This is a genomic window from Streptomyces sp. 2131.1 (assembly GCF_900105515.1).
Lineage (GTDB): Bacteria > Actinomycetota > Actinomycetes > Streptomycetales > Streptomycetaceae > Streptomyces > Streptomyces drozdowiczii.
Map to the genome: position 1 here is coordinate 3,807,526 of NZ_FNSY01000001.1, position 22,940 is coordinate 3,830,465.

20 protein-coding genes are annotated in these 22,940 nt (G+C 70.4%); 11 read left to right on the forward strand and 9 right to left on the reverse strand.

Annotated elements, in window-relative coordinates; translation table 11 throughout:
* Positions 1-15: 15 nt before the first annotated feature.
* Entirely contained in the window at positions 16-690 is a 675-nt protein-coding gene (locus BLW14_RS17050) for a Crp/Fnr family transcriptional regulator (protein WP_014046869.1), read from the reverse strand.
* Between the two features lie 253 nt (positions 691-943).
* On the opposite strand from BLW14_RS17050, the gene nth reads away from it, so the two are divergent.
* From nth to BLW14_RS17065, 3 genes are all read left to right on the forward strand, one after another.
* Positions 944-1,975 carry an endonuclease III gene (gene nth, locus BLW14_RS17055; protein ID WP_371128076.1) on the forward strand — a complete coding sequence of 344 codons (1,032 nt, stop codon included), beginning with the start codon at positions 944-946 and terminating at the stop codon, positions 1,973-1,975.
* A 62-nt stretch (positions 1,976-2,037) separates the two neighbouring features.
* Positions 2,038-2,874 (forward strand): NUDIX hydrolase, encoded by an 837-nt coding sequence (locus BLW14_RS17060; RefSeq protein WP_093708117.1) that lies wholly within the window; start codon positions 2,038-2,040, stop codon positions 2,872-2,874.
* 97 nt (positions 2,875-2,971) lie between these two features.
* Complete coding sequence (locus tag BLW14_RS17065; protein ID WP_093708118.1) at positions 2,972-4,177, forward strand: MarP family serine protease; 1,206 nt, start codon at positions 2,972-2,974, stop codon at positions 4,175-4,177.
* An 85-nt stretch (positions 4,178-4,262) separates the two neighbouring features.
* Here the strand turns inward: BLW14_RS17065 and BLW14_RS35180 are convergent, their stop codons facing one another.
* The 6 genes from BLW14_RS35180 to BLW14_RS17095 form a co-directional block, all read right to left on the reverse strand.
* Positions 4,263-4,466, reverse strand: a complete 204-nt coding sequence (locus BLW14_RS35180; RefSeq protein ID WP_093708119.1) for a hypothetical protein — start codon at positions 4,464-4,466, stop codon at positions 4,263-4,265.
* A 106-nt stretch (positions 4,467-4,572) separates the two neighbouring features.
* The gene (locus BLW14_RS17075; RefSeq protein ID WP_093708120.1) at positions 4,573-5,598 is read right to left on the reverse strand and encodes an alpha/beta fold hydrolase; all 1,026 of its coding nucleotides are present in this window, start codon (positions 5,596-5,598) and stop codon (positions 4,573-4,575) included.
* Positions 5,595-6,125 (reverse strand): phage holin family protein, encoded by a 531-nt coding sequence (locus BLW14_RS17080; protein WP_093708121.1) that lies wholly within the window; start codon positions 6,123-6,125, stop codon positions 5,595-5,597. Before BLW14_RS17080 ends, BLW14_RS17075 begins: the two co-directional genes overlap by 4 nt.
* A gap of 39 nt (positions 6,126-6,164) precedes the next feature.
* A complete protein-coding gene (gene nhaA / locus BLW14_RS17085) occupies positions 6,165-7,571 on the reverse strand; it encodes a Na+/H+ antiporter NhaA (protein ID WP_093708122.1) in 1,407 nt (468 codons plus the stop codon).
* Positions 7,572-7,792: 221 nt separating this feature from the next.
* Complete coding sequence (acs, locus tag BLW14_RS17090; RefSeq protein WP_093708123.1) at positions 7,793-9,790, reverse strand: acetate--CoA ligase; 1,998 nt, start codon at positions 9,788-9,790, stop codon at positions 7,793-7,795.
* Between the two features lie 231 nt (positions 9,791-10,021).
* Entirely contained in the window at positions 10,022-12,850 is a 2,829-nt protein-coding gene (locus BLW14_RS17095; protein WP_371128077.1) for a bifunctional SulP family inorganic anion transporter/carbonic anhydrase, read from the reverse strand.
* A 282-nt stretch (positions 12,851-13,132) separates the two neighbouring features.
* On the opposite strand from BLW14_RS17095, the gene BLW14_RS17100 reads away from it, so the two are divergent.
* A complete protein-coding gene (locus tag BLW14_RS17100; protein ID WP_093708125.1) occupies positions 13,133-14,440 on the forward strand; it encodes a polysaccharide deacetylase family protein in 1,308 nt (435 codons plus the stop codon).
* Positions 14,441-14,540: 100 nt separating this feature from the next.
* Here BLW14_RS17100 and BLW14_RS17105 read toward each other — a convergent pair whose 3' ends face one another.
* Complete coding sequence (locus BLW14_RS17105; RefSeq protein ID WP_093710759.1) at positions 14,541-15,536, reverse strand: ATP-binding protein; 996 nt, start codon at positions 15,534-15,536, stop codon at positions 14,541-14,543.
* A gap of 102 nt (positions 15,537-15,638) precedes the next feature.
* Between BLW14_RS17105 and BLW14_RS17110 the strand changes: the two genes are divergently transcribed.
* The gene (locus BLW14_RS17110) at positions 15,639-16,463 is read left to right on the forward strand and encodes a Fic family protein (protein ID WP_093710760.1); all 825 of its coding nucleotides are present in this window, start codon (positions 15,639-15,641) and stop codon (positions 16,461-16,463) included.
* A 380-nt stretch (positions 16,464-16,843) separates the two neighbouring features.
* On the opposite strand, the gene BLW14_RS17115 is transcribed toward BLW14_RS17110, so the two are convergent.
* Positions 16,844-17,683, reverse strand: a complete 840-nt coding sequence (locus BLW14_RS17115) for an HAD family hydrolase (protein ID WP_093708126.1) — start codon at positions 17,681-17,683, stop codon at positions 16,844-16,846.
* 567 nt (positions 17,684-18,250) lie between these two features.
* Between BLW14_RS17115 and ssd the strand changes: the two genes are divergently transcribed.
* From ssd to BLW14_RS17145, 6 genes are all read left to right on the forward strand, one after another.
* Positions 18,251-19,312 (forward strand): septum site-determining protein Ssd, encoded by a 1,062-nt coding sequence (gene ssd, locus BLW14_RS17120; RefSeq protein ID WP_093708127.1) that lies wholly within the window; start codon positions 18,251-18,253, stop codon positions 19,310-19,312.
* Complete coding sequence (locus tag BLW14_RS17125; protein ID WP_093708128.1) at positions 19,309-20,457, forward strand: TadA family conjugal transfer-associated ATPase; 1,149 nt, start codon at positions 19,309-19,311, stop codon at positions 20,455-20,457. Before ssd ends, BLW14_RS17125 begins: the two co-directional genes overlap by 4 nt.
* Positions 20,458-20,492: 35 nt before the next feature.
* Positions 20,493-21,338 carry a type II secretion system F family protein gene (locus BLW14_RS17130; RefSeq protein WP_177154005.1) on the forward strand — a complete coding sequence of 282 codons (846 nt, stop codon included), beginning with the start codon at positions 20,493-20,495 and terminating at the stop codon, positions 21,336-21,338.
* Entirely contained in the window at positions 21,335-22,174 is an 840-nt protein-coding gene (locus BLW14_RS17135) for a type II secretion system F family protein (RefSeq protein ID WP_256332810.1), read from the forward strand. The genes BLW14_RS17130 and BLW14_RS17135 overlap by 4 nt, the downstream gene beginning before the upstream one ends.
* 68 nt (positions 22,175-22,242) lie before the next feature.
* The gene (locus tag BLW14_RS17140) at positions 22,243-22,449 is read left to right on the forward strand and encodes a DUF4244 domain-containing protein (protein WP_343238918.1); all 207 of its coding nucleotides are present in this window, start codon (positions 22,243-22,245) and stop codon (positions 22,447-22,449) included.
* Positions 22,436-22,930 carry a TadE family type IV pilus minor pilin gene (locus tag BLW14_RS17145; protein WP_256332811.1) on the forward strand — a complete coding sequence of 165 codons (495 nt, stop codon included), beginning with the start codon at positions 22,436-22,438 and terminating at the stop codon, positions 22,928-22,930. The genes BLW14_RS17140 and BLW14_RS17145 overlap by 14 nt, the downstream gene beginning before the upstream one ends.
* Positions 22,931-22,940 lie beyond the last annotated feature (10 nt).

Here is a 22,940-nt window from a genome sequence, read left to right on the forward strand (position 1 = left end):
GCGTACGACGGCGGGTCAGCGCGAGCGCTTGGCGAGCCGTTCCACGTCCAGGAGGATCACCGCGCGGGCCTCCAGGCGCAGCCAGCCGCGGCCGGCGAAGTCGGCGAGGGCCTTGTTGACCGTCTCGCGGGAGGCGCCGACCAGCTGGGCCAGCTCCTCCTGCGTCAGGTCGTGCACCACGTGGATGCCTTCCTCGGACTGGACGCCGAAGCGGCGCGACAGGTCCAGGAGGGCGCGGGCGACACGGCCGGGCACGTCGGAGAAGACCAGGTCGGACATCTGGTCGTTGGTCTTGCGCAGGCGCCGGGCGACGGCGCGCAGGAGGGCCGTGGCCACCTCGGGGCGCGCGTTGAGCCAGGGCTGCAGGTCGCCGTGGCCCAGGCCGAGGAGCTTGACCTCGGTCAGCGCGGTGGCGGTGGCGGTGCGCGGGCCCGGGTCGAAGAGCGAGAGCTCGCCGATCAGCTCGCCGGGGCCGAGGACCGCCAGCATGTTCTCGCGGCCGTCGGGGGAGGTGCGGTGGAGCTTCACCTTGCCCTCGGTGACCACATAGAGGCGGTCGCCGGGGTCACCCTCGTGGAACAGCGCGTCGCCGCGCGCGAGGGTCACCTCACTCATCGAGGCGCGGAGCTCCGCGGCCTGCTCGTCATCGAGCGCCGCGAAAAGCGGGGCGCGCCGCAGAACGTCGTCCACGAGTTCTCTCCTTGTCGGCCTGTTCAGGGAACCGTGGTCCCCATCATGCCGGACGGTAAAACAGTGCGATCAATCACAAACCAGTTTGACGCACGCGCGTGCCGAGGGGTACGGCAGGGGGCCGATTGGGGGCGGATCAACGGTGACCGGGGCGGATGTCAGTGGCGGGCTCTAGGCTGGCCGGGTGTCCAGAATGCCGGTGAGAGCGCAGGCCAAGGGGGCTGATGGAGTGTCGGAGGGCCGTGATTCCGCTGTGGGCGAACAAGGTGCGGGCAACCGGAAGAATGTGAAGAAAACGGCGGAAAACCGGTCCGGATCGGCGAAGAGCCGTCCCGCCGGGGCCACCGGCTCCGGATCGGCCAGGAGAGCGAAGTCGGGCGGTGACGAAGCCGCTCGTGCGCCGAAGCCGAAGGGTGACGAAGCGGCTCGTGCGCCGAAGTCGGGCGGTGACGAAGCTGCCCGTGCGCCGAAGTCGGGCGGTGACGAAGCCGCTCGTGCGCCGAAGAAGAAGCCGGGCCGGCCGGAGTCGCACCTGGCCATGGTCCGCCGCGCCCGCCGGATCAACCGCGAGCTCGCCGAGGTCTACCCGTACGCCCACCCGGAGCTGGACTTCCGCAATCCGTTCGAGCTGCTCGTGGCCACGGTTCTCTCCGCCCAGACCACGGACCTGAGGGTCAACCAGACGACGCCCGCCCTCTTCGCCGCCTATCCCACCCCCGAGGACATGGCCGCCGCCGTCCCGGAGGAGCTGGAGGAGCTCATCCGGCCGACCGGCTTCTTCCGGGCCAAGGCGAAGTCGCTGCTCGGCCTGTCCGCCGCGCTCCGGGACGACTTCGGCGGCGAGGTGCCGGGGCGGCTCGCGGACCTCGTCAAGCTGCCCGGCGTCGGCCGCAAGACGGCCAACGTCGTGCTCGGCAACGCCTTCGGAGTGCCCGGAATCACCGTGGACACCCACTTCGGGCGGCTGGTCCGGCGGTGGAAGTGGACAGACCAGGAGGACCCCGAGAAGGTCGAGGCGGAGATCGCGGCGATCTTCCCTAAGAGCGAGTGGACCATGCTCTCGCACCGCGTGATCTTCCACGGCCGCCGCGTCTGCCACGCCCGCAAGCCCGCCTGTGGCGCCTGCCCGATCGCCCCGCTGTGCCCTTCCTACGGTGAGGGCGAGACGGACCCGGAGAAGGCCCGCAAGCTCCTGAAGTACGAGATGGGCGGCCGTCCGGGCCAGCGGCTGAACCCGCCCGCGGACTACCCGGGCAGCCCGGCACCTCCGCTGGGAACCGACTGACGCGGACCGCTTCTGCGGAACGAATCGCGGGACGGCAGGCGTTGTGAGACGGAGGGGTGCCCATGAAGACGCATGAATCCGGCACGGAGCAGCATGGCGAGCAGCAGTACGGCGGCACGGGACGCGCTGACGCGCAGCGCCGCGGGACGGGGCAGCGCGGCGGCGCGGAGTACGGCGGTGCCCGCGGCGGCCGTACGGACGTCGTGACCGCCGGCGCCGACGGTGACGGAGTGCCGGTCACGGTCTCGGCCGACGGGCTCCCGGAATGGCTCGATCCGGTGGTGAGCGCCGCGCGGACCGTGCGGCCGCAGCAGCTCAGCCGTTTCCTGCCGCCGGAGAGCGGCGCGGGGCGCCAGTCCGCCGTGCTCGTCCTGTTCGGCGAGGGTGCCCGCGGGCCCGAACTCCTCCTGATGGAACGGGCCGGGAGCCTGCGTTCCCACCCGGGCCAGCCGTCGTTTCCGGGCGGCTCGCTCGACCCGGAGGACGGCGACCAGGCGACGACCGGGCCGCTGAGGGCAGCTCTGCGGGAGGCGGAGGAGGAGACCGGCCTCGATCCGGGCGGGGTGCAGATCTTCGGTGTGCTGCCCCGGCTCTACATCCCGGTGAGCAGCTTCGTGGTGACGCCCGTCCTCGGCTGGTGGCGTGAGCCCAGCCCGGTCGGTGTCGTAGACCCCGGCGAGACGGCACGGGTCTTCACGGTCCCCGTGGCGGATCTCACGGACCCGGCCAACCGGGCGACGGCCGTCCATCCAAGCGGCCATCAAGGCCCGGCATTCCTGGTCGAATCGGCCCTCGTCTGGGGGTTCACGGCCGGGGTGATCGACCGGATCCTGCACTTCGCGGGCTGGGAACGCCCGTGGGACAGAGCCAGGCAGGTGCCGCTCGACTGGCGCGCATGACAGGCTGACTTCCGTGTTCCGCCGCTCCGGCCCTGCCCGGACCACGGAGACGACGGAGACAAAGGGGCCCGGTGACGAATCTGCGAGGCTATAGACGGTGAACGTGCTGGACATCCTGCTGCTGGCCGGAGCCGTGTGGTTCGCGGTCATCGGCTACCGCCAGGGGTTCGTCGTCGGCATTCTGTCGGTGATCGGGTTCCTGGGCGGCGGTCTCGTCGCCGTCTACCTGCTTCCGGTCCTGTGGGACCAGATGACGGACGGCTCGGAGGTCTCCTCCACCGCGGCCGTCGTCGCGGTCGTCATCGTGATCGTGTGCGCGTCGATCGGCCAGGCCTTCACCACCCACCTGGGCAACAAACTCCGCCGCCACATCACGTGGTCGCCCGCGCGCGCTCTGGACGCGACCGGCGGAGCCCTGGTCAACGTGGTGGCGATGCTGCTGGTCGCCTGGCTGATCGGCTCGGCCCTGGCCGGCACCTCGCTGCCCACGCTCGGCAAGGAGGTCCGCAGCTCCTCGGTGCTGCTGGGCGTCTCCCGGGTGATGCCGCCCCAGGCGTCCACCTGGTTCACGGACTTCTCGTCCGTCCTCGCGCAGAACGGCTTCCCGCAGGTCTTCAGCCCGTTCGCGAACGAACCGATCACCGAGGTCAGGGCCCCCGACCCGGCGCTCGTCGGCAGCCCCGTCGCCGCGCGCGCCAAGCAGTCCATCGTGAAGGTCGTGGGCACGGCCCCGAGCTGCGGCAAGGTCCTCGAAGGCACTGGATTCGTCTTCTCCGACCGCCGGGTGATGACCAACGCCCACGTCGTCGGCGGCGTCGACGAGCCGACCGTCCAGATCGGCGGCCAGGGACGCCTGTACGACGCCAGGGTCGTCCTCTACGACTGGCGGCGCGACATCGCCGTGCTCGACGTACCGGACCTGGACGTGAAGCCGCTGCGCTTCGCGGACACCGACAGCGACGCGGAGTCGGGCGACAGCGCCATCGTCGCGGGCTTCCCGGAGAACGGCGCGTACGACGTACGCTCCGCGCGCGTCCGGGCCCGCATCGACGCCAACGGCCCCGACATCTACCACCGGGGCACGGTCCGCCGCGACGTGTACTCCCTCTACACCACGGTCCGCCAGGGCAACTCCGGCGGCCCGCTGCTCACCCCCGAGGGCAAGGTGTACGGGGTCGTGTTCGCGAAGTCGCTCGACGACCCGGACACCGGCTACGCGCTGACAGCGGACGAGATCCGCGACGACATCACGCAGGGCCGGGCCGCCAACCAGCAGGTCGACAGCCAGGGGTGCGCGCTCTAGGGCGTGTCCGACGGATCAGGGTCGCGCACCCGGCCATGATCCGCCGGACACGCCCTAGAGGTCCGCGAGGGTGCCCGCCGGTACGTCAGTTGCGGGGGTGGCGCAGCCGCGCCGAGACCCAGCGGGCCCGGCGGCGGAGGATGCGGGAGATGCCGAGCCGAGGATCATGCATGACGTGCAAAGCGTGCACCCGGCCCTGAAGGCCGTCCCCCTCATGAATGCTCGGAACCGCCGTGGCGGTCGAGCGACGGTTGCGTGCTGCGTCACCGAAGTCGTGCGTCCAGCCCATACCCGGACGTCTGCCCGTGCCTCATGGTCCGTAACCGCCTATCCGTCAGCCAATTGGCCTATGCGTCAGGCACGTGGCTGTTCCTCGGAAACACGTGCGCACGGGCTCAGCGATCGGGCTCGGAATCCTTGAGCCAGTTGATGAGTTCGGCCGAGAAGCCGGCCGGATCCTCCTCATGCGGGAAGTGGCCGAGACCGTCGAAAAGTCGCCAACGGTAGGGCGCCTCGACGTACTCACCGGATCCGGCGGAGCTGCGGGTGCGGACCGCCGGATCGAGTGAACCGTGCAGATGCAGCGTCGGCACCCGAACGGGCCGTTTCATGCGCCGGTTGAACTGGATGCCGTCCGGCCGTGCCAGCGAGCGCACCATCCAGCGGTACGGCTCGATCGAGCAGTGCGCGGTCGAGGGGATGGACATGGCGCGCCGGTAGACGTCCAGCGCGGCCTCGTCCGGGAAGTCTTCCCCGCCCGGCCCCGCCCAGTCGCTGATGAGCCGCGCCACCAGGGCGGCGTCGTCGACGACGAGTTGACGCTCCGGCACCCACGGCCGCTGGAAACCCCAGATGTACGAGCCGGCCCGGGACTGCGCGAAGTCGGAGAGCATCGACGAGCGCCACCGCCGCGGGTGGGGCATCGAGGAGACGACCAGCCGGCGCACCAGCTTGGGGCGCATCACGGCGGCCGTCCAGGCCAGGTAGCCGCCCATGTCGTGGCCGACGAGAGCGGCGTCCGGCTCGCCGAGCGACCGGACCACGCCGGTGATGTCCAGCGCCAGGTTGGCGGGATCGTAGCCCCGGGGCGTGCGGTCGCTGCCGCCGACGCCGCGAAGGTCCATCGCCACGGCCCGGAAACCGGCCTCGGCGAGCGCGGGCAGTTGGTGGCGCCAGGTCCACCAGAACTGCGGGAAGCCGTGCAGGAGGAGGACCAGCGGCCCTTCACCCATCTCGGCGATGTGGAAGCGGGCACCGTTCGCCGCGACGTCCCGGTGGATCCAGGGGCCGTCGAGGCGTACGGGGCCGCCGGCCGGGGCGAACGGCGCGGACGCGGCGTCCGCCGGGCCGGAGAGTCCTTCGTGGCCCGCCCGGCCGTCCGGGGCCGGGAGGCCGGATGCGCTGGAATCGGGGACGGTCATGTGGACGAGCGTGCCACAGCCGACGCCTTGTCCTGGACCGGTGCGGTTTCGAGGGCCCGGTCCGCGCGGGTGCTGCCGCCCACCGGGAGGATCGCGTCGGCGGCGATCTCCGGACGGGGGTGCGGCTTGACGCCCTGGAGGACGGCCGCGGTCTGCTTGGCGGACGCGATGGACTTCTCCGGCGGCTTGACCTTCTTGATCTTCGCGTACCCGAAGAGCGCGAGCAGGATGCCCAGCAGGATGAACGCGCCGCCCACGATCAGGAACGACCAGGCGAGTCCCAGCCCCAGGTTGTGGATGCCGTACGCGGCCGCGAAGCTCAGCACCGGGATCGAGAACAGGATCAGCACGCCCGTGACGATGAACGCCACACTGCCGATGACGCCGCGCTTGACGTCCTGCCGCACCTCGGCCTTGGCCAGGGCGATTTCGTCGTGCACCAGCGCCGACAGTTCGGCCGTCGCCGACGCGACCAGCTGGCCGAGACTGCGGTCGGCGCCGCCCGCGTAATTGCCGGGGTCGCTCATCCCTGACTCCCTCTCCTGTTCAACACGTCCGATGTCAGATCATGCCGGACTGTCCGGCTTGCTGCTCGCTGCCCCCGCCAGTCGGGCAAGGCGGCGGTGCTCGGCCGCCTTCGCCTCGTGGATGGCGGCCATCCTCAGGTGGTACGCCGGATCGCCCTGTTCGTAGACGTCCGGTACTCCGGAACCGTCCTCGTCGAGTTCTTCGGCGTCGGACAGCGCCCTGTATCTGCGTACCCGGAGTTTGAGCAGTACACCGGAGAGTACGGCGGCAATCAGGGAGCCGAACAGAACCGACGCCTTGATCTCGTTGATCATGTCGTCGTCACCGGCGAAGGCGAGCTCCCCGATCAGCAGCGAGACGGTGAAGCCGATGCCCGCGAGGGTGGCGATGGCGAAGACGTCCGCCCAGGCCAGGTCCTTGTTCAATTCGGCCTTGGTGAGCCGCGTGGTCAGCCACGTACCGCCGAAGACGCCGATCGTCTTGCCGGCGACGAGTCCCAGGACGACCCCGAGCGTCTCGGGCCTGTCGAAGACACCGGCCACCGCGCCGCCGGAGAGGGAGACTCCGGCGGAGAAGAGCGCGAAGACCGGCACCGCGAACCCCGCCGACAGCGGGTGCACCAGGTGCTCGACGCGTTCCCCGGGCGAGTGCTCCTCGCCCTCGCGCCGGGTGCAGCGCAGCATCAGCCCCATGGCGACACCGGCGATGGTGGCGTGGACGCCGCTGTTGTACATCAGCCCCCAGATGACCAGGGCGAGCGGTACGTAGACGTACCAGCCGCGTACGCCGAGGCGGAGGAGCAGATAGAAGAGGCCGAGACCCAGGAAGGCGCCGCCGAGCGTGAGGAAGTCGATGTCCTCGGTGAAGAAGACGGCGATGATCAGGATCGCGAAGAGGTCGTCCACGACGGCGAGCGTCAGCAGGAAGGCCCGGAGCGCGGCCGGCAGCGAGGCGCCGATGACGGCGAGAACGGCGAGCGCGAAGGCGATGTCGGTGGCGGTGGGAACGGCCCAGCCGTCCGTGGAGCCGTCACCGAGCACGTTCACCAGCGTGTAGACGACCGCCGGGACGGCCATGCCGCAGAGCGCGGCGGCCACGGGGAGCGCGGCGGCCCTGGGGTCGCGCAGTTCGCCCGCGACGAGTTCTCGCTTGAGTTCGACACCGGCGACGAAGAAGAAGACCGCCAGCAGCCCGTCGGCGGCCCAGTGCTCGACGGAGAGGTGCAGCCCGAGGATCTCGGGCCCGAGGCGGAAGTGGCTGACGGCCGAGTAGCTCGAACCTGCGGTGTTCGCCCACACCAGTGCGGCCACGGCGGCGACCAGCAGGATGACACCGCCGACGGTCTCCGTACGCAGGGCGTCGGCGACGTAGTTGCGTTCGGGGAGCGGCAGGCGCCCCAGGAAGGTGCGGCGGGGGCCGGTGGGCGTGGGGGTGGGACGGGCCACGGGGGAAGACCTCCGGGTCGGTACGGCAGCGATGGCATGGCTGATGCACTTGCCGACCAGACTTCCCGGCACCCCTGTGGAGATTTTCCTGTTCTGTTGTCGATCAACTGCCACTGTACCCGTGTGGCGTGGGAGCCGGGGGTGTGGGAGAGCGGTGATCTCGACCCTAGACGCCCGAAGGGCACCCGGCGCGTTGCCGGGTGCCCTTCGGGTCGCCGGTCTCAGTCCTCGGAGGAGGCGGTGGGCAGCTGGCTCTGGATCAGGTCCATGACCGAGGAGTCGGTCAGGGTCGTGACATCGCCCAGGGCCCTGTTCTCCGCCACGTCGCGCAGCAGGCGGCGCATGATCTTGCCGGAACGGGTCTTCGGCAGCTCGGCCACCGGCATGATGCGCTTCGGCTTGGCGATCGGTCCGAGGGTCGCGCCGACGTGGTTGCGCAGCTGGGCCACGAGCTCGTCGGAGGCGGTGGCCGTGCCCCGCAGGATGACGAAGGCGACGATGGCCTGGCCGGTCGTCTCGTCGGCGGCGCCGACCACGGCGGCCTCGGCGACCGAGGGGTGCGAGACGAGCGCCGACTCGACCTCGGTGGTCGAGATGTTGTGCCCGGACACCAGCATCACGTCGTCGACCCGGCCCAGCAGCCAGATGTCGCCGTCCTCGTCCTTCTTGGCGCCGTCGCCGGCGAAGTACTTGCCCTCGAAGCGCGACCAGTAGGTGTCGAGGAACCGCTGGTCGTCGCGCCAGATGGTGCGGAGCATCGACGGCCACGGCTCGGTGAGGACCAGGTAGCCGCCTCCGCCGTTCGCGACCTCGTTGGCCTCGTCGTCGACGACGGTGGCCGAGATGCCCGGCAGGGCACGCTGGGCGCTTCCCGGCTTGGTCTCCGTGACGCCCGGCAGCGGCGAGATCATCATCGTGCCGGTTTCGGTCTGCCACCAGGTGTCCACGATCGGGCACTTGTCGGCACCGATGTGCTTGCGGTACCAGACCCACGCCTCGGGGTTGATCGGCTCACCGACGGAGCCGAGGACGCGCAGGGACGACAGGTCGAACTTGGCGGGGATGTCGTCCCCCCACTTCATGAACGTACGGATCGCGGTCGGCGCGGTGTAGAGGATCGTGACCCCGTACTTCTGGACGATCTCCCAGAAGCGCCCCTGGTGCGGGGTGTCGGGGGTGCCCTCGTACATCACCTGCGTGGCGCCGTTGGCCAGCGGTCCGTAGACGATGTACGAGTGCCCGGTGACCCAGCCGACGTCGGCGGTGCACCAGTAGACATCGGTCTCGGGCTTGAGGTCGAAGACCGCCTGGTGGGTGTAGGCCGCCTGCGTGAGGTAGCCGCCGGAGGTGTGCAGGATGCCCTTGGGCTTCCCGGTCGTGCCCGACGTGTACAGGATGAACAGTGGCTGCTCGGCCTCGAACGCCTCGGGTGTGTGCTCCGCGGACTGGCGGCCGGTGATCTCGTGCCACCAGACGTCGCGGCCCTCGGTCCACGCGGTGTCCTGGCCCGTACGCCGGACCACGAGGACGTGCTCCACGCCGTCGATACGGGAGACGGCGTCGTCGACCGCGGGCTTGAGCGCGGACGGCTTGCCGCGACGGTAGCCGCCGTCGGCGGTGATGACGACCTTCGCGTCCGCGTCCTCGATGCGGGCGGCGATGGCGTCGGCGGAGAACCCGCCGAAGACCACCGAGTGCGCCGCACCGATGCGGGCACAGGCCAGCATCGCTACGGCTGCCTCGGGGATCATCGGGAGGTAGACGGCAACCCGGTCGCCCTTGCCGACACCGAGCTCGGTGAGGGCGTTGGCGGCGCGGGAGACCTCGTCCTTCAGCTCCGCGTAGGTGATGGCGCGGCTGTCGCCGGGCTCGCCCTCGAAGTGGATGGCGACCCGGTCGCCGTTGCCCGCCTCGACGTGACGGTCCACGCAGTTGTAGGCGACGTTGAGCTTGCCGTCCGCGAACCACTTCGCGAAGGGCGGGTTGCTCCAGTCGAGGGTCTCGGTGGGCTCGGTGGCCCAGGTCAGGCGGCGGGCCTGCTCGGCCCAGAAGCCCAGCCGGTCCGCTTCGGCCTGCTCGTACGCCTCAGCGGTGACGTTGGCGTTGGCGGCCAGCTCGGCAGGCGGAGCGAACTTCCGCTCTTCCCGAAGCAGGTTGGCCAGGCTCTCGTTGCTCACGACTTCTCCCAGTCCCAGGGTGTCCGTTGTGTCCCGGGGCATAGCTCATCAGTCCCGAGGCCGGGTGACAAGTGTCTGCCAGGAATTGGTTTAGACCTGTGTCTCGTGTATAGAGGCATGATCCCGCTTCCGCGCCGGGGTGGCGCGGTGGAGTGCGGCGCCGGTGCGGCGGCTCGGCCTGTGCTGCCTCGCCGCCGCGCTGGGCGGTACGTGTGTTGCGGGAAGGCACGGAAGCGGGATCACCAGGTCTCACGGATGCGGGGCCCTGGAGGTTCAGGCACCGGTACGCGCCGGTTCGGCCGGGTGGACGGGTGCGATCGGGTCGAACACATCAGCCGGTCGGCTTCCGGCTCCCCCCTCCTCGGTCAGCAGATACGACTGGGCCTCCGCCACGTGGAAGTACATGCCGTGGAGCCGCAAGGTGCCGTCGGCGATGCGGCGCGCCACCGAGGGGTGAGCCCGCAGGTGGTCGAGCTGCTGGACCACATTGGTCAGGCACAGCCGCTCCACCACGTCGGCGGGAGGCCGGCCGGAGAACCGGACCCGGCAGGCGTCGGCCGAGGTCGCCCGCCCCAGGCTGGGGAGCCCGTGCCGGAGCCAGCGCCACAGCGATGTGTCCGGGGAGTCCGGTGCGCCTTCGAGCAGCGCGTTCATCGCGCCGCAGTCCGAGTGCCCGCAGACGGTGATGGACTCGACGCCGAGCACGTCGACCGCGTACTCGATCGCGGCCCCCACCGAGTGATCCCCCTCCTCGGCATCCGGGAGCGGCACCAGGTTGCCGATGTTGCGTACGGTGAACAGGTCGCCCGGACCGCTGGCCGTGATCATGCTCGTCACCAGGCGGGAGTCCGCGCAGGTGATGAAGAGCTGGGAGGGGCGCTGGCCCTCTCTGGCGAGCCGCGCCAGCTCGCCGCGGACCAAGGGCGCCGTGTCGCGCTGGAACGAGCTGAGGCCTCTGACCAGCCGGTGATCGCCGACCGCGCGCGGGGGCCCGTCGGCGGGCGCGGGGTCCTGAAGGGACGCGGCATGTGAGACTGCCTGTGGGGTGGGCGCCGCGTGGGGCGCGGGGGCTGGTGGTGCGGTGGTCGCGGTCTGCGGGAGGGTTGAGGGCGCCGGGAGTGGCGATGTCGGGCCCGGGGACAGCGTGCTGTGGGTGTGTGGCGGGGGGAGGGCGGGTGCTTTGCCGTCCGTCTCCTGGACCGTGGGCGGGGCGGTCCCTGTCGAGGTGTCGGCGGTGATGAACGGGGTCGGCCGGTCGGCGGCGGGCTGCGGGGGAGGAGCGTGCTCGGGCTGGTCGTGGCAGTGATGGTTGCGCCAGGGAGTCCATGGCCGGCAACAGGCATGAGCCGCAGCGGCTGGCTCTGCGATCCTGCCGCCGAAGCGGCCGGCGAAGGCGACCTGGCCGCCGTGCGCCGTATGGGCGTTGCTCCAGTCCTGAATCGTCTCGTACGCCGCGTGGTCCATGAAGAACCCGTCCAACTCGACGACCACGTCCGCGCCGTGGGGCAGCTGTCCCAGCGCGCGGCTGAGGCGTGGCACGGCCAGGAACGTCAACTGGCCGCGTACCGAGAGGTGATGCTCCCCGTTCCGTTCGGTCATGGAGATCCGCGTCCTGGCCAGGCGGTGCAGGGCGACGATTACCGCGACGGCGATTCCGATCGCCACGCCCTTGAGGACGCCGACCACCAGGACACCTGCGATCGTCGCGCCGTACACCAGGAACTCTCGGTGCTTATGCACGTTGCGGATGTGGGCGAGGCTCACCATCTTCAAACCGACCATCATCACCAGCGCGCCCAGGGCCGCCAGCGGAATGCGCTCCAGGGCCGTGACGAGCAGGGCCGAGGCGAGCAGGATCCACACGCCGTGCAGCACGGTGGAGGTGCGACTGGTCGCACCGGCTCTCACGTTCGCGGAACTGCGCACGGCGCCGCCGGAGACCGCGAGTCCGCCCAGCAGCCCCGATACCACGTTGGCGATGCCTTGTGCGCGGAGTTCACGGTCCAGGTCGGAGCGTTTGAGCGGCGGCGCCGACCGGCTGAGGTCGGCCGGCCCGGCGTGGGATGCGACTTCGGGCTCGGCTTCGGAGGCGGGCATCGCCGGGTCGGCGGGGTGGCGGGCGTTCTCGCTCAACTCCCTCGCCGAGCCGGGCGCGGGGGCTCGTAGCTTCCCGGCCCCGGCAGAGGAATCCGTGGGGTGGGAACGGTTCCGGTCGGCGACCAGCTTGTCCACGGCGACCGCGGCGAGCAGCGACTCCAGGCTGGCCACCAGCATCATCGTGAACACGGCGGTGGCCAGGCCGAGCACGGGACCGTGCGGCATTTCGGGCAGGGCGTGCGAGCGCCAGGAGGGCAGATCCACCCGGGCGATCGACGGTGCCGCCCACGCTGCCACGGCCGTGGCGAGCCCGACGGAGGCCAGGGCCGCCGGGACGCGGCGCAGAATCCGTCCGGCTCGTCCGGGCAGTCGCGGCCACAGGACGAGAACGGTCACGGTGAGCGCGCCGATCAGCGGAGCGGCGGGACTGACACGTGCCAGTCGGTCGGGAAGATGCAGGACGTTGGAGATGGCGGAGCTCTGCGGTGAACCGCCCAGCACGATGTGCAGTTGAGCGAGCGCGATGGCCACGCCGATGCCGGCGAGCGTGCCGTGGACGACGGCGGGGCTGACCGCGAGCGCGCTGCGCGCCGCCCGCAGGGAGCCGAGCGCGAGCTGAAGCAGGCCCGCCCCGATGGTGATGGCGCAAGTGGTGCGCCAGCCGTAGATCTGGATCGTCTCGGCTGTCACCACGGTCAGTCCGGCGGACGGGCCGGAGACCTGGAGCGGAGTCCCGCCGAGAAGCCCGGCGACGATGCCGCCGACCGCGGCGGAGATGAGGCCCGCCTCCAGAGGCGCATCCATGGCCACGGCGAGGCCCAGCGACATGGGGATGGCGAGCAGAAAGACGGGGATGGACGCCGACACGTCTGCGCCCGCGATACGGAATCGGCCGCGGCGCGGCGGCGGCGGGGGCGGGCTGTGTGGTCGCTTGACTCCCGAGGACCGGGAGGGGCGAGAACTGCGCGATGAGTGGTCGTGGCGAGTAGGTACGCAGGCAGACATTTGTCCCGTCTCCTCCTGGGCAGCGCGGTCGCGAAATTCGGTGACGCGGCCGTGGATCACGGCGTGCAGCGGCGGGATATCTCAACTCTCGGTAAACAGACCGTAATGGAGAGTAAAGAACTGTGTCCAGAGTTGAGAGCAAATGGGCCGTTCAGCCACCCATTCCGGTGAATAAGCAGCTTTTCATTCGGCCTGTCGCGCCTGCCTTTCGACCGTGCGTGCGACCTTGGCGGCGCCGTGTCGGCACTCGGCGCAAGCTACCTGCGAGAAAGAGGTGGGCGGATGATGGCCGCCACGAGAAGGATCGCTCTGGGCGTCATGGCTGTGGCGATGGTCGTGGGGGCGGCCGGCTGCTCGGGGGCGGGCTCGGGCTCGGGAGACGCCGGCCTCGGAGCCGTGAACGGCGCCGCGGGCGAGAAGAAGAAGGCCGCGGAAGCAGCGCCCAAGGCGGTGTTCAGGGCTCTCGGTGACGGGTCGACCGCCTTCACGGGAGTTCAGCCCAAGCAGCCGGTGGTGCAACGCCTGACGGCAGGCCAGAAGCCGCCACAGTTCGTGGTGTTCTCGTGGGACGGAGCGGGGGAGGACAGCCAGAAGCTCTTCTCCCACTTCCGTGAGGTGGGCAAGAAGTACAACGCCTCGATGACGTACTTCCTCAGCGGTGTGTACCTGCTGCCGGAGGGCAAGCGGACTCAGTACGACCCGCCCAAGCACAACGTCGGCAGCTCGGACATCGGCTTCAACGACACCAAGGGCATCCGGGACACCCTCACCCAGCTCCGCAGCGCCTGGCAGGACGGCAACGAGATCGGCACCCACTTCAACGGCCACTTCTGCGGCACGGACGGCGGCGTCGGCACCTGGTCCGTCGACGAGTGGAAGAGCGAGATCAGCCAGGCGAAGTCCTTCGTCAAGAGCTGGAAGACGAACGACCCCGTCCTCAAGGGGGAGCAGCCGCTGCCATTCGACTACGACAAGGAACTCGTCGGCGGCCGCACCCCATGCCTTGAGGGCCGGAAGAACATGGTGGAAGCGGCGCGCACCATGGGGTTCCGCTACGACTCCAGTGGCGTCAACGATCAGGTGTGGCCCGAGAAGAAGAGCGGAATCTGGGACCTCTCCATGCAGCTGGTCCCCGTCCCGGGCCGAGAGTTCGAGACGCTCTCGATGGACTACAACTTCATGTTCAACCAGTCCGGTACCACCCAAGGCGACCCGGACAAGCACGCGTACTGGGGAAACCAGATGCGTGACGGCCTGCTCAAGGCCTTCGACCGTGCATACGAGGGTAATCGCGCCCCGCTGATCATCGGCAACCACTTCGAGTCCTGGAACGGCGGCACCTACATGCGTGCCATCGAGGAGACAATCGCGACGGCCTGTACCAAGAAGGACGTCCGCTGCGTCTCGTTCAGGCAGCTGGCGGACTGGCTGGACGCGCAGGACCCGGCGACGCTGGCGAAGCTCCGGACGCTGAAGGTCGGCCAGGAGCCCAAGGTCGGCTGGCCCGCGTTCCTCAAGGCCGGCGTGGGCCGGAACCAGGTTGCCTCGAAGACGCCTGCCGCAGCAGCGGGGAATCCGGCCGGCCGTTAGGAGGCCGCTCCGGGCGCCGGGCAGGGGCGTGCCCGGCGCCGTCCGGTTCGTTCACCGAGGCAGGCGATGCCGTGACCGGCCCGCCCGAAGCCTCGGTCCGTCAGGCGGGCTGGCCGGCCTCGACGCGAATGAGGCGCTCGTCCAGTACGAAGGCCGGGTCGACCTGGGCGGCGAGGTCGGCCCCGGTCTTCTCGTTTCCCCAGCTCTCCGCGTTCCTCAGGTGGAAGTGGACCATCTGACGCGTGTAACGGCCCCAGTCCCGCCGCTCGTACGAGTCCTCCGCGGCGTTCTGCAAGGCCTGCAGGGCCATCCTGTTATCGGCTTCGAGCAACTCGAAGCGCGCGGGACGGCCCTTCTCCATGGCCCGGACCCAGTCGGAGTGGCCGATGGTGACCAGCAGGTCGTCGCCAACCTCGGCGCGCAGGAACTCCAGGTCGTCCTCACCCTGCACCTTGTTCCCGACGACCTTCAGGTCCACGCCGAAGTCCCGCGCGTACTCCTTGTACTGGCGGTACACCGAGACACCCTTGCGCGTCGGCTCGGCGATCAGGAACGTCATGTCGAAGCGGGTGAACATCCCTGACGCGAAGGAGTCCGAACCGGCGGTCATGTCGACCACCACGTACTCGTCCGGGCCGTCGACGAGGTGGTTGAGGCACAGCTCGACCGCGCCGACCTTGGAGTGGTAGCACGCCACGCCGAGGTCCGACTCCGTGAACGGTCCCGTCGCCATCAACCGGATGTCCCCGTCGTCGAGCCGCACCGTGCGGGCGCATGCGTCGTAGATCGGGTTGTCCTCGCGTACACGCAGCAGGCGCGAGCCCTCGCCCGGCGGCGTTGTCTTGATCATCGTCTCTGCCGAGGCGATACGCGGATTGCTGCCGCGCAGATACTCCTTGATCAGGGGCAGTTGCGCCCCCATCGCGGGCAGCGCTGCCGCTGTGTCCTCGTCGAGGCCGAGCGCGGCTCCGAGGTGCTGGTTGATGTCGGCGTCCACCGCGACGACGTGGGCTTCATTGGCGGCGAGGTGGCGGATGAAGAGCGAGGACAGCGTGGTCTTGCCGCTGCCGCCCTTCCCTACGAAAGCGATCTTCATGTTCACCTAGGGTAGTCGATCGATCGCTATGTGTTGTTCGGTTTCGTGAAGAAGGCCACTCCGTGGCGGCAGGCGGGCGGGAGGCGCGTAGCCTCGCTACTTATGAGTACGACTTCCTCGGACCCGCTTGTCGCTCTGGGCGCTCTGCCGGGTGTGACCGACGCGGTGGACTCCGTACGCCAGGCCGTCGACCGGGTCTACGGGCACCGCGTGATGCGGCGCCGCAGCAATGAAGTCACAGCGGAGGCCGCTCTGCGGGGCGCCCGCGGGTCTGCCGCGCTGTCCGGTGCCGACTGGAATCTCGAAGAGGTGCGCCGGCGCACCGACTTCAGCGGTGACGGCGAGGCCCGTGTCGTCGGGTCCGCCCTTCGCCTGACCGCGGAGGCGGGGCAACTTCTCTCCATCTGGCGGCAGTCGCCGTTGCGGGTTCTCGCCCGGCTCCACCTGGTGGCCGCAGGCGGCGCCGCCCCCGAGGACGCTGTCGGGCGGCCCCGCCTCGCGGGCGAACCGGTGGACGAGCCGCTCATCGAGGCGCCGCTGCCGGAAGCGGACGAGGTCGCGGGCCGACTGGACGGACTTGCCCGGCTCATTCTTTCGGGTAGCGAGGCGCCCGCTCTGGTGACCGCCGCCGTCGTCCACGGGGAACTGCTGGCGCTTCGACCCTTCGGGTCGCACAACGGACTGGTGGCGCGGACCGCGGAGCGGATCGTGCTGATCGGGAGCGGGCTGGACCCCAAGTCGATCTGCCCGGCCGAAGTCGGGCACGCCGAGCAGGGGCGGGCGGCCTATGCGGCGGCCTTCGACGGCTATCTGTCCGGTACGCCGGACGGAATGGCCGCCTGGATCACGCATTGTGGGCGCTCTGCGGAACTCGGGGCCAGGGAATCAACGGCGGTGTGCGAGGCCCTTCAGCGAGGCGCCGCGTAGTAGGGCCCGACATGCGGCGGTGTCGTCCTGGGGTGGGCGCGCCGCCCTGGTGAACATGGTTGCGGCGGTACCGGTATCGGTACCGCCGCTGGCATGTCCACCCAGTTACCAAGCGTCCTCGATATGTGCCCATCAGGCCGGGGTCTTTGCCCGCTCCTGGTGCGGCTGGCCCGTAATCGACGGGTCGACGTCGCGTGGGTGCCGGGTATTCATGCGCGGTCCGTGGGGCCTTGCTGCGTAATTCAGGTCATCCTCGCGGATGTCCTTGGTCTCGCGGGCCGTTGAATCCTTTGTACTCCAGGGGCCGGGTGAGCGGTAGGGCTGGCCGCACTTCTTTACTTTTGGGTTCAATTACGGACGAGTTGGTACAACCGCCTGGGTCAGGCGGACGCCGCACCTGCCCTCCGGCGGGCGGTGTACCAGACGACTCCTGCGGTGAGGGCGGCGGCGCTGACCGCTGCCGCGGCCATGAGCGCCGGCCGTGGCGGCAGGGAGAACGCCGAGAGGCGCTGCTTGAGCCGGACGGGCCGGTCGAAGGCGAGAATCGGCCATTCCCGGAGGGTTGCCTCCCGGCGCAGTGCCCGGTCCGGGTTGACCGCGTGCGGATGGCCGACGGACTCCAGCATCGGTACGTCGGTCGCCGAGTCGCTGTACGCGTAGCACCGGTCCAGGTCGTAGCCCTCGGAGACCGCGAGCGCCTTGATGGCCTCGGCCTTCGTGGGCCCGTACGCGTAGTACTCCACCTCGCCCGTGTAGCAGCCGTCGTCGCCGACGACCATGCGGGTGGCGACGACACGGTCCGCACCGAGCAGCTCGCCGATCGGTTCGACCACCTCGGCACCCGAGGTGGAGACGATCACGACGTCGCGTCCGGCGGTGTGATGCTCCTCGATGAGCGTCGCCGCTTCGTCGTAGATGATCGGGTCGATCAGGTCGTGCAGGGTCTCGGCCACGAGTTCCTTGACCTGCTGCACGTTCCAGCCCTTGCAGAGCGCCGAGAGGTATTCGCGCATCCGCTCCATCTGGTCGTGATCCGCACCCCCGGCGAGGAACACGAACTGTGTGTACGCGGTGCGCAGCACGGCGCGGCGGTTGATCAGCCCGCCGTGGTAGAAGGACTTGCTGAAGGTCAGTGTCGAAGACTTCGCAATGACCGTCTTGTCCAGGTCAAAGAAGGCGGCTGTACGCGGCAAGAAGCGGTTTTCCACATGGCAGAGCATAGGGGCCCGCCATTCGGCGTAAACCCCGGCGCGTGGGTTTGCCTGAGATGGGCCTCGGGTACACCATGGAAGTCACGGATCGTTCGCGACCGTGCTAACCCCGGTCCGGCTCCTCCCCCCCCCGAGTCGGCCGTGGGGACGACCCCCGCTCTCCCCCCCGGCGGGGGTCGTCGCATGTCCGGACGCGGTTTCACGCGCGGATTCGACATTTTTCTTCTCCTTCTGCTCCATGTCGGACGCTCTCCGTGGCCGACTCGCTTCAGCGTGCACCGTCACACTGGGTAGCGAAAGCGTCGCGTCGGGAAGTCACCGGTATGAGCTACGGAGTTATTCACAACCGCCGAGTCGTCCACAGTTTTTGAGCAAGATCCACATGATTTCCGGAAGCACGGCACCGTGATTCCACCCGTGAAGTCCACGGGGGCCGGAATCGCCGATCTCGGATGGGCTCCGAGATCGCTGTGAACCGCGGCGAAGGCCAGCGGTGGAGGGGTGGAGAGTGTGGCTGAATCCAGTGCACGGGATCGATCGACGACTGCCGGCGCAGTACGGGGCGGTCCGCTGATCGTGACCGAGGACGTGGACCTGCTCGACGATCTGCTGAGGTTGTGTGCGGCTGCCGGTGCGGAGCCGGAGGTGCACCACACGTTGCCCGAGGGCCGTGGTGACTGGGAGCAGGCACCTGTGGTCCTCATCGGGGACGACGCGGCGGCGCGGTGCCGCGGGGCGGCGCGCAGGCGGGGCGTCATGGTCGTGGGCCGTGGCCGGGAGGCGCCCGATGTCTGGCGCCGAGCCCTGGAGATCGGCGCCGAGTACGTGCTTCGACTGCCCGACTCCGAGAACTGGCTCGTCGACCAGATCGCCAACGCCGCGGAGGGCGTCGGCCGGCCCGCGCTCACGGTGGGAGTGATCGGGGGCCGGGGTGGTGCGGGTGCGTCGACACTGGCCTGTGCCTTGGCGGTGACCGCGGCGAGAGCTGGGCAGCGGACCTTGCTCATCGACGGCGATCCATTGGGTGGCGGTATCGATGTGCTGCTCGGCGGGGAGCGAGCCGAAGGGATGCGGTGGCCTGATTTCGCCCATTCCAAGGGGCGGGTCGGCGGAGGGGCGTTGGAGGAGGCGCTGCCCGCGTTGCACGGGCTGCGGGTCCTCAGCTGGGGCCGCGACGACTGGGTGGTCATTCCGCCACCTGCCATGCGCGCGGTATTGGCCGCCGCCCGGAGGCTCGGTGGGGTGGTGGTTGTCGATCTGCCACGTCGGGTGGACGAAGCGGTGGCAGAAGCCTTGGCCCAGCTCGACCTGGGGCTGGTGGTGGTTCCTGGCGAACTGCGCGCGGTCGCGGCGGCGAAGCGGGTGGTGTCGATGGCCGGAATGGTGCTCGACGACCTGCGCGTCATGTCGCGGGGGCCGTATGCGTCGGGGCTCGACGAGCACTGGGTGGCCCAGGCCGTGGGTCTCCCGCTGGCTGGTGAAGTCCCCCTGGAAAGAGACCTGGCAGCCGAGCAGAACGTGGGCGAACCGCCTGGGGGCAACACACGTGGGCCGCTCGCCAGGTTCTGCGCCGCGTTCTGGGAACAGGCACTTGTTGCGGAGAGCGTCAACGCCCCGGCCGCCGGAGGCACCTCATGACAGAGGCGCTGCTGGACGCCGTCAGGCAACGGCTCGCGCACAGCGGTACGGCTCCGACCCCGGCCGGGGTGGCCGCCGCGCTGCGTGCGCAGGGGCGCCTGCTCGGTACGGCGGAAGTGCTGGGCCGCGCGGACGAGTTGAGAGGCGAACTGATCGGGGCCGGGGTACTGGAACCGCTCCTTGCCGACCCGGACGTCACGGACGTCCTGGTGTCCGCGCCCGACCGGGTCTGGGTGGACCGGGGCCGCGGGCTCGAACTCACCGGGGTGGCGTTCGCGGACGCGGCCGCGGTTCGCAGACTGGCGCAGCGCCTCGCGGCCGTGGCGGGGCGCCGGCTCGACGACGCAAGGCCATGGGTGGACGCCAGGCTTCCTGACGGCACCCGCATGCACGCCGTGCTGCCCCCGGTATCGGTCGGATCGACGTGCCTGTCCCTTCGGGTTGTCAGGCCCAGGGCCTTCGCCCTGACGGAACTGGTCGAAGCGGGGACCGTACCGCCCGGCGGTGACCGAGTGCTCACAGCCCTGGTGGAGGCGCGGGTCTCGTATCTGATCAGCGGCGGGACGGGGGCGGGCAAGACGACACTGCTCGCGAGCCTGTTGGGAGTGGTGGGCGAGCGGGAGCGGATCGTGCTGGCCGAGGACTCTTCGGAGTTGCGCCCCGACCACCCACACGTCGTGAGGCTGGAGTCGCGCCCCGCGAACCAGGAGGGCGCAGGGCGAGTGACCCTCCGGGATTTGGTGCGCCAAGCCCTGCGCATGCGTCCCGACCGGCTGGTGGTCGGTGAGGTGCGTGGCAGCGAGGTGACCGAGCTCCTGGCAGCCCTTAATACCGGGCATGAGGGCGGCTCAGGGACTGTTCATGCCAACGCTGCCTGCCACGTCCCGGCACGGTTGGAGGCGCTCGGAACCGCTGCAGGGCTGGACCGATTGGCGCTCCACAGCCAGCTGGCGGCGGCCTTGTCGGTCGTCGTCCACCTCGTACGGGACCGCACCGGACGCAGACGGATCGCGGACATCCACGTGCTGGAGCGGGACGCCGCGGGGTTGGTGAGGACGGTTCCGGCACTGCGCTGGGGTGCCACGGGCTTCGAGCGACATCAGGGTTGGGAGCGACTGCACGAGCTGATCGGGGGCGCGCTGTGACGGCAGGGGCGGTGCCTGCCGGGATCCCGGAGGCAGTGCGTGCAGCGGCGCTGGGTGCGGCGTTGGCGACGTGGCTGGTTCTGGTGGGGCGTGGGCGACCGCTGCGGAGAGCGCTGACACTGCTCTCCGGCGGTAGCGAACAGTCGGGGGCCAAGGAGAGGTGGGGGAGGGTCCGCAGCCGGATGGAGAAGAGGCTGCGGGGGCGATGGGAGTGGCTCTGTCTCCCGGTGGCTTCGGCCCTGGCCATGCTCGGGCAGTCCGTGCTGCCGTTGATCGTGGGGGCCTTCACGGTTCCTATGGTGCGGCGGTGGCTGCATAAGAGGCAGTCGCGCAAGGACGAGGAAGCGCGGGCGGACGGGGTGGTGGCCCTGTGCGGTGCGCTGGTCGGCGAGTTGAGGGCAGGCCACGAGCCGGGGCAGGCGCTGCTCGTCGCGGTGCGCGGCACGGAAGTGCTGGGCGAAGCAGGCTCCCGGGTGTCGGCTGCGGCGCGGTTCGGCGGCGATGTGCCGAAGGCGTTGGTGCAGGCGGCGGGTGAGCCGGGGCTGGACGGGCTGGCTGGAGTGGCCGCCTGCTGGCGGGTGGCTGTGGGCAGCGGTGCCGGTCTCGCAACGGGCCTGGCCCGGTTGGAAAGCGCGCTGCGGGCCGAACGCCGTCAGAGCGAGGAGTTGCGGGCGCAGCTGGCGGGAGCGTGGTCGACGGTCGCGGTGCTCGCTCTGCTGCCCGCGGTCGGGATGGGGCTCGGCGCCGCGCTCGGGGCGGATCCGCTGAGAGTGCTGCTCCACAGCACCGCCGGGCTGGCCTGCCTGGTGACGGGCGGGCTGCTGGAGGTATGCGGTCTCCTGTGGGCTGCCCGGATCGTACGGGCGGGGGAAGCGGGATGAACGCAGCAGTCGGCGGGGCCGTGCAAGCGGGTGAGGCTGTCGGTGCGGCACTGGCGCTCTACGCCCGAGTGGTCCTGCCCTTGGCCCGGCGTCGAGTGGGCCGACGGGTACGGCGCCGGGGCGAGCGGCTTCTGGCGGTGTCGCCGGTTGTTCCTGTCCTGCGGTCGGGTCCACTCCGGTGGTCCGGCTTCCGGGTGATCCGGACCGTCTCCGCCGGGCCGGTCAAACAGTGGGTGGTGTTGCCGGCAGTCGTGTTGACCGGGTGGTTTCTCTTGGGCGGAACCGTGGGATGGATGGTCGGCCTGGTCTCGGCGTACGGCTGCCGGCGGTGGTGGCGGACCCGGCTCGGGCAGGGCCCGGCGCCCGCCTCGGAAGCGAAGGCGCGGACCGCTGAGGCCGCACGGCAGCTCCCCATGGCGGCTGATCTGCTGGCGGCCTGCATCTCCGCCGGTGCGGGCCCGGTGGAGGCGGCCGAGGCGGTGGGGGAGTCGCTGGGCGGACCGGTGGGCGAGCAGCTCGCCCGCACGGCGGCGGAGATCCGGCTCGGTGGCGACCCCGCCGTGGCCTGGGGGAGGTTCGGCGCGATACCGGGGGCCAACGCCCTGGCCCGCTGCCTGGACCGGGCCGGCTCGACCGGCGCCCCGGCGGCTGAACCGGTCACCAGGATGGCCGAGGCGTTGCGGGCCGAGCGGGCGAGGGCGGCCGTGGCGCGGGCTCAGAGGGCTGCCGTGATGGTCACCGCGCCGGTCGGGCTCTGCTTCCTCCCCGCCTTCTTGGCGGTAGGGGTGGCGCCCGTGGTGATCGGGCTGGCCGGAGGCCTGCTGCAAGCGGCGTGACCGAAATCGAAGGTACAAGAGCAGTTTCAGTTGTTTCTGTACGTAACTGGTACATCGGGGGTTCCGGAATGATGCGCAAGATCAAGAACTGGATGCGATCCGTGGTTCGCCGTGCACGGTCGGGGGCGGACAGCGGAATGACGACATCGGAGTACGCGGTGGGCACGATCGCGGCATGCGCTTTTGCCGCGGTGCTCTACAAGGTGGTGACCAGCGCCGCGGTGATGTCCCAGTTGCAGTCACTGCTGAAGGGCGCGCTCGATGCGAAGTTCTGAGGGCGGTGCGGAGGGGCCCGGCCTCGGGGCTGTGCGCCGCTTCGGGCGAGAGGTGTGCGGGAGCCAGGCCGCAGGCGTCGAGTGGCGGCGCGACCGAGGCGCGGTGACGGCGGAGGCCGCCGTGGTGATCCCGGTGCTGGCGGTGTTCGCCCTGGCGCTGCTCTGGGCGTTGATGGCCGCGTCGGCCCAGATCCGGTGCGTGGACGCGGCGCGCGCCGGAGCTCGGGCGGCGGCGCGTTCGGAGCCGGCGGAGCAGGTGCGGGAGGCAGCTCTCTCCGCGGCGCCCGACGGGGCCTCGGTCGCCGTGGAGCGCGCCGGAACGCTGTGGCGGGTCAACGTGACCGCCCCGACGCCCGGGCCGGGCCCCCTCACCGTGACGCTGAGGGCGGAGGCTGCCGCGGCGGCGGAGGACGCGCCGGTGCCGACTGCTGCGACGGGCCCGGACGCGCCGGACGCCACGGCGGGGGAGGGGAAGCGGTGAGGGGCTGCGG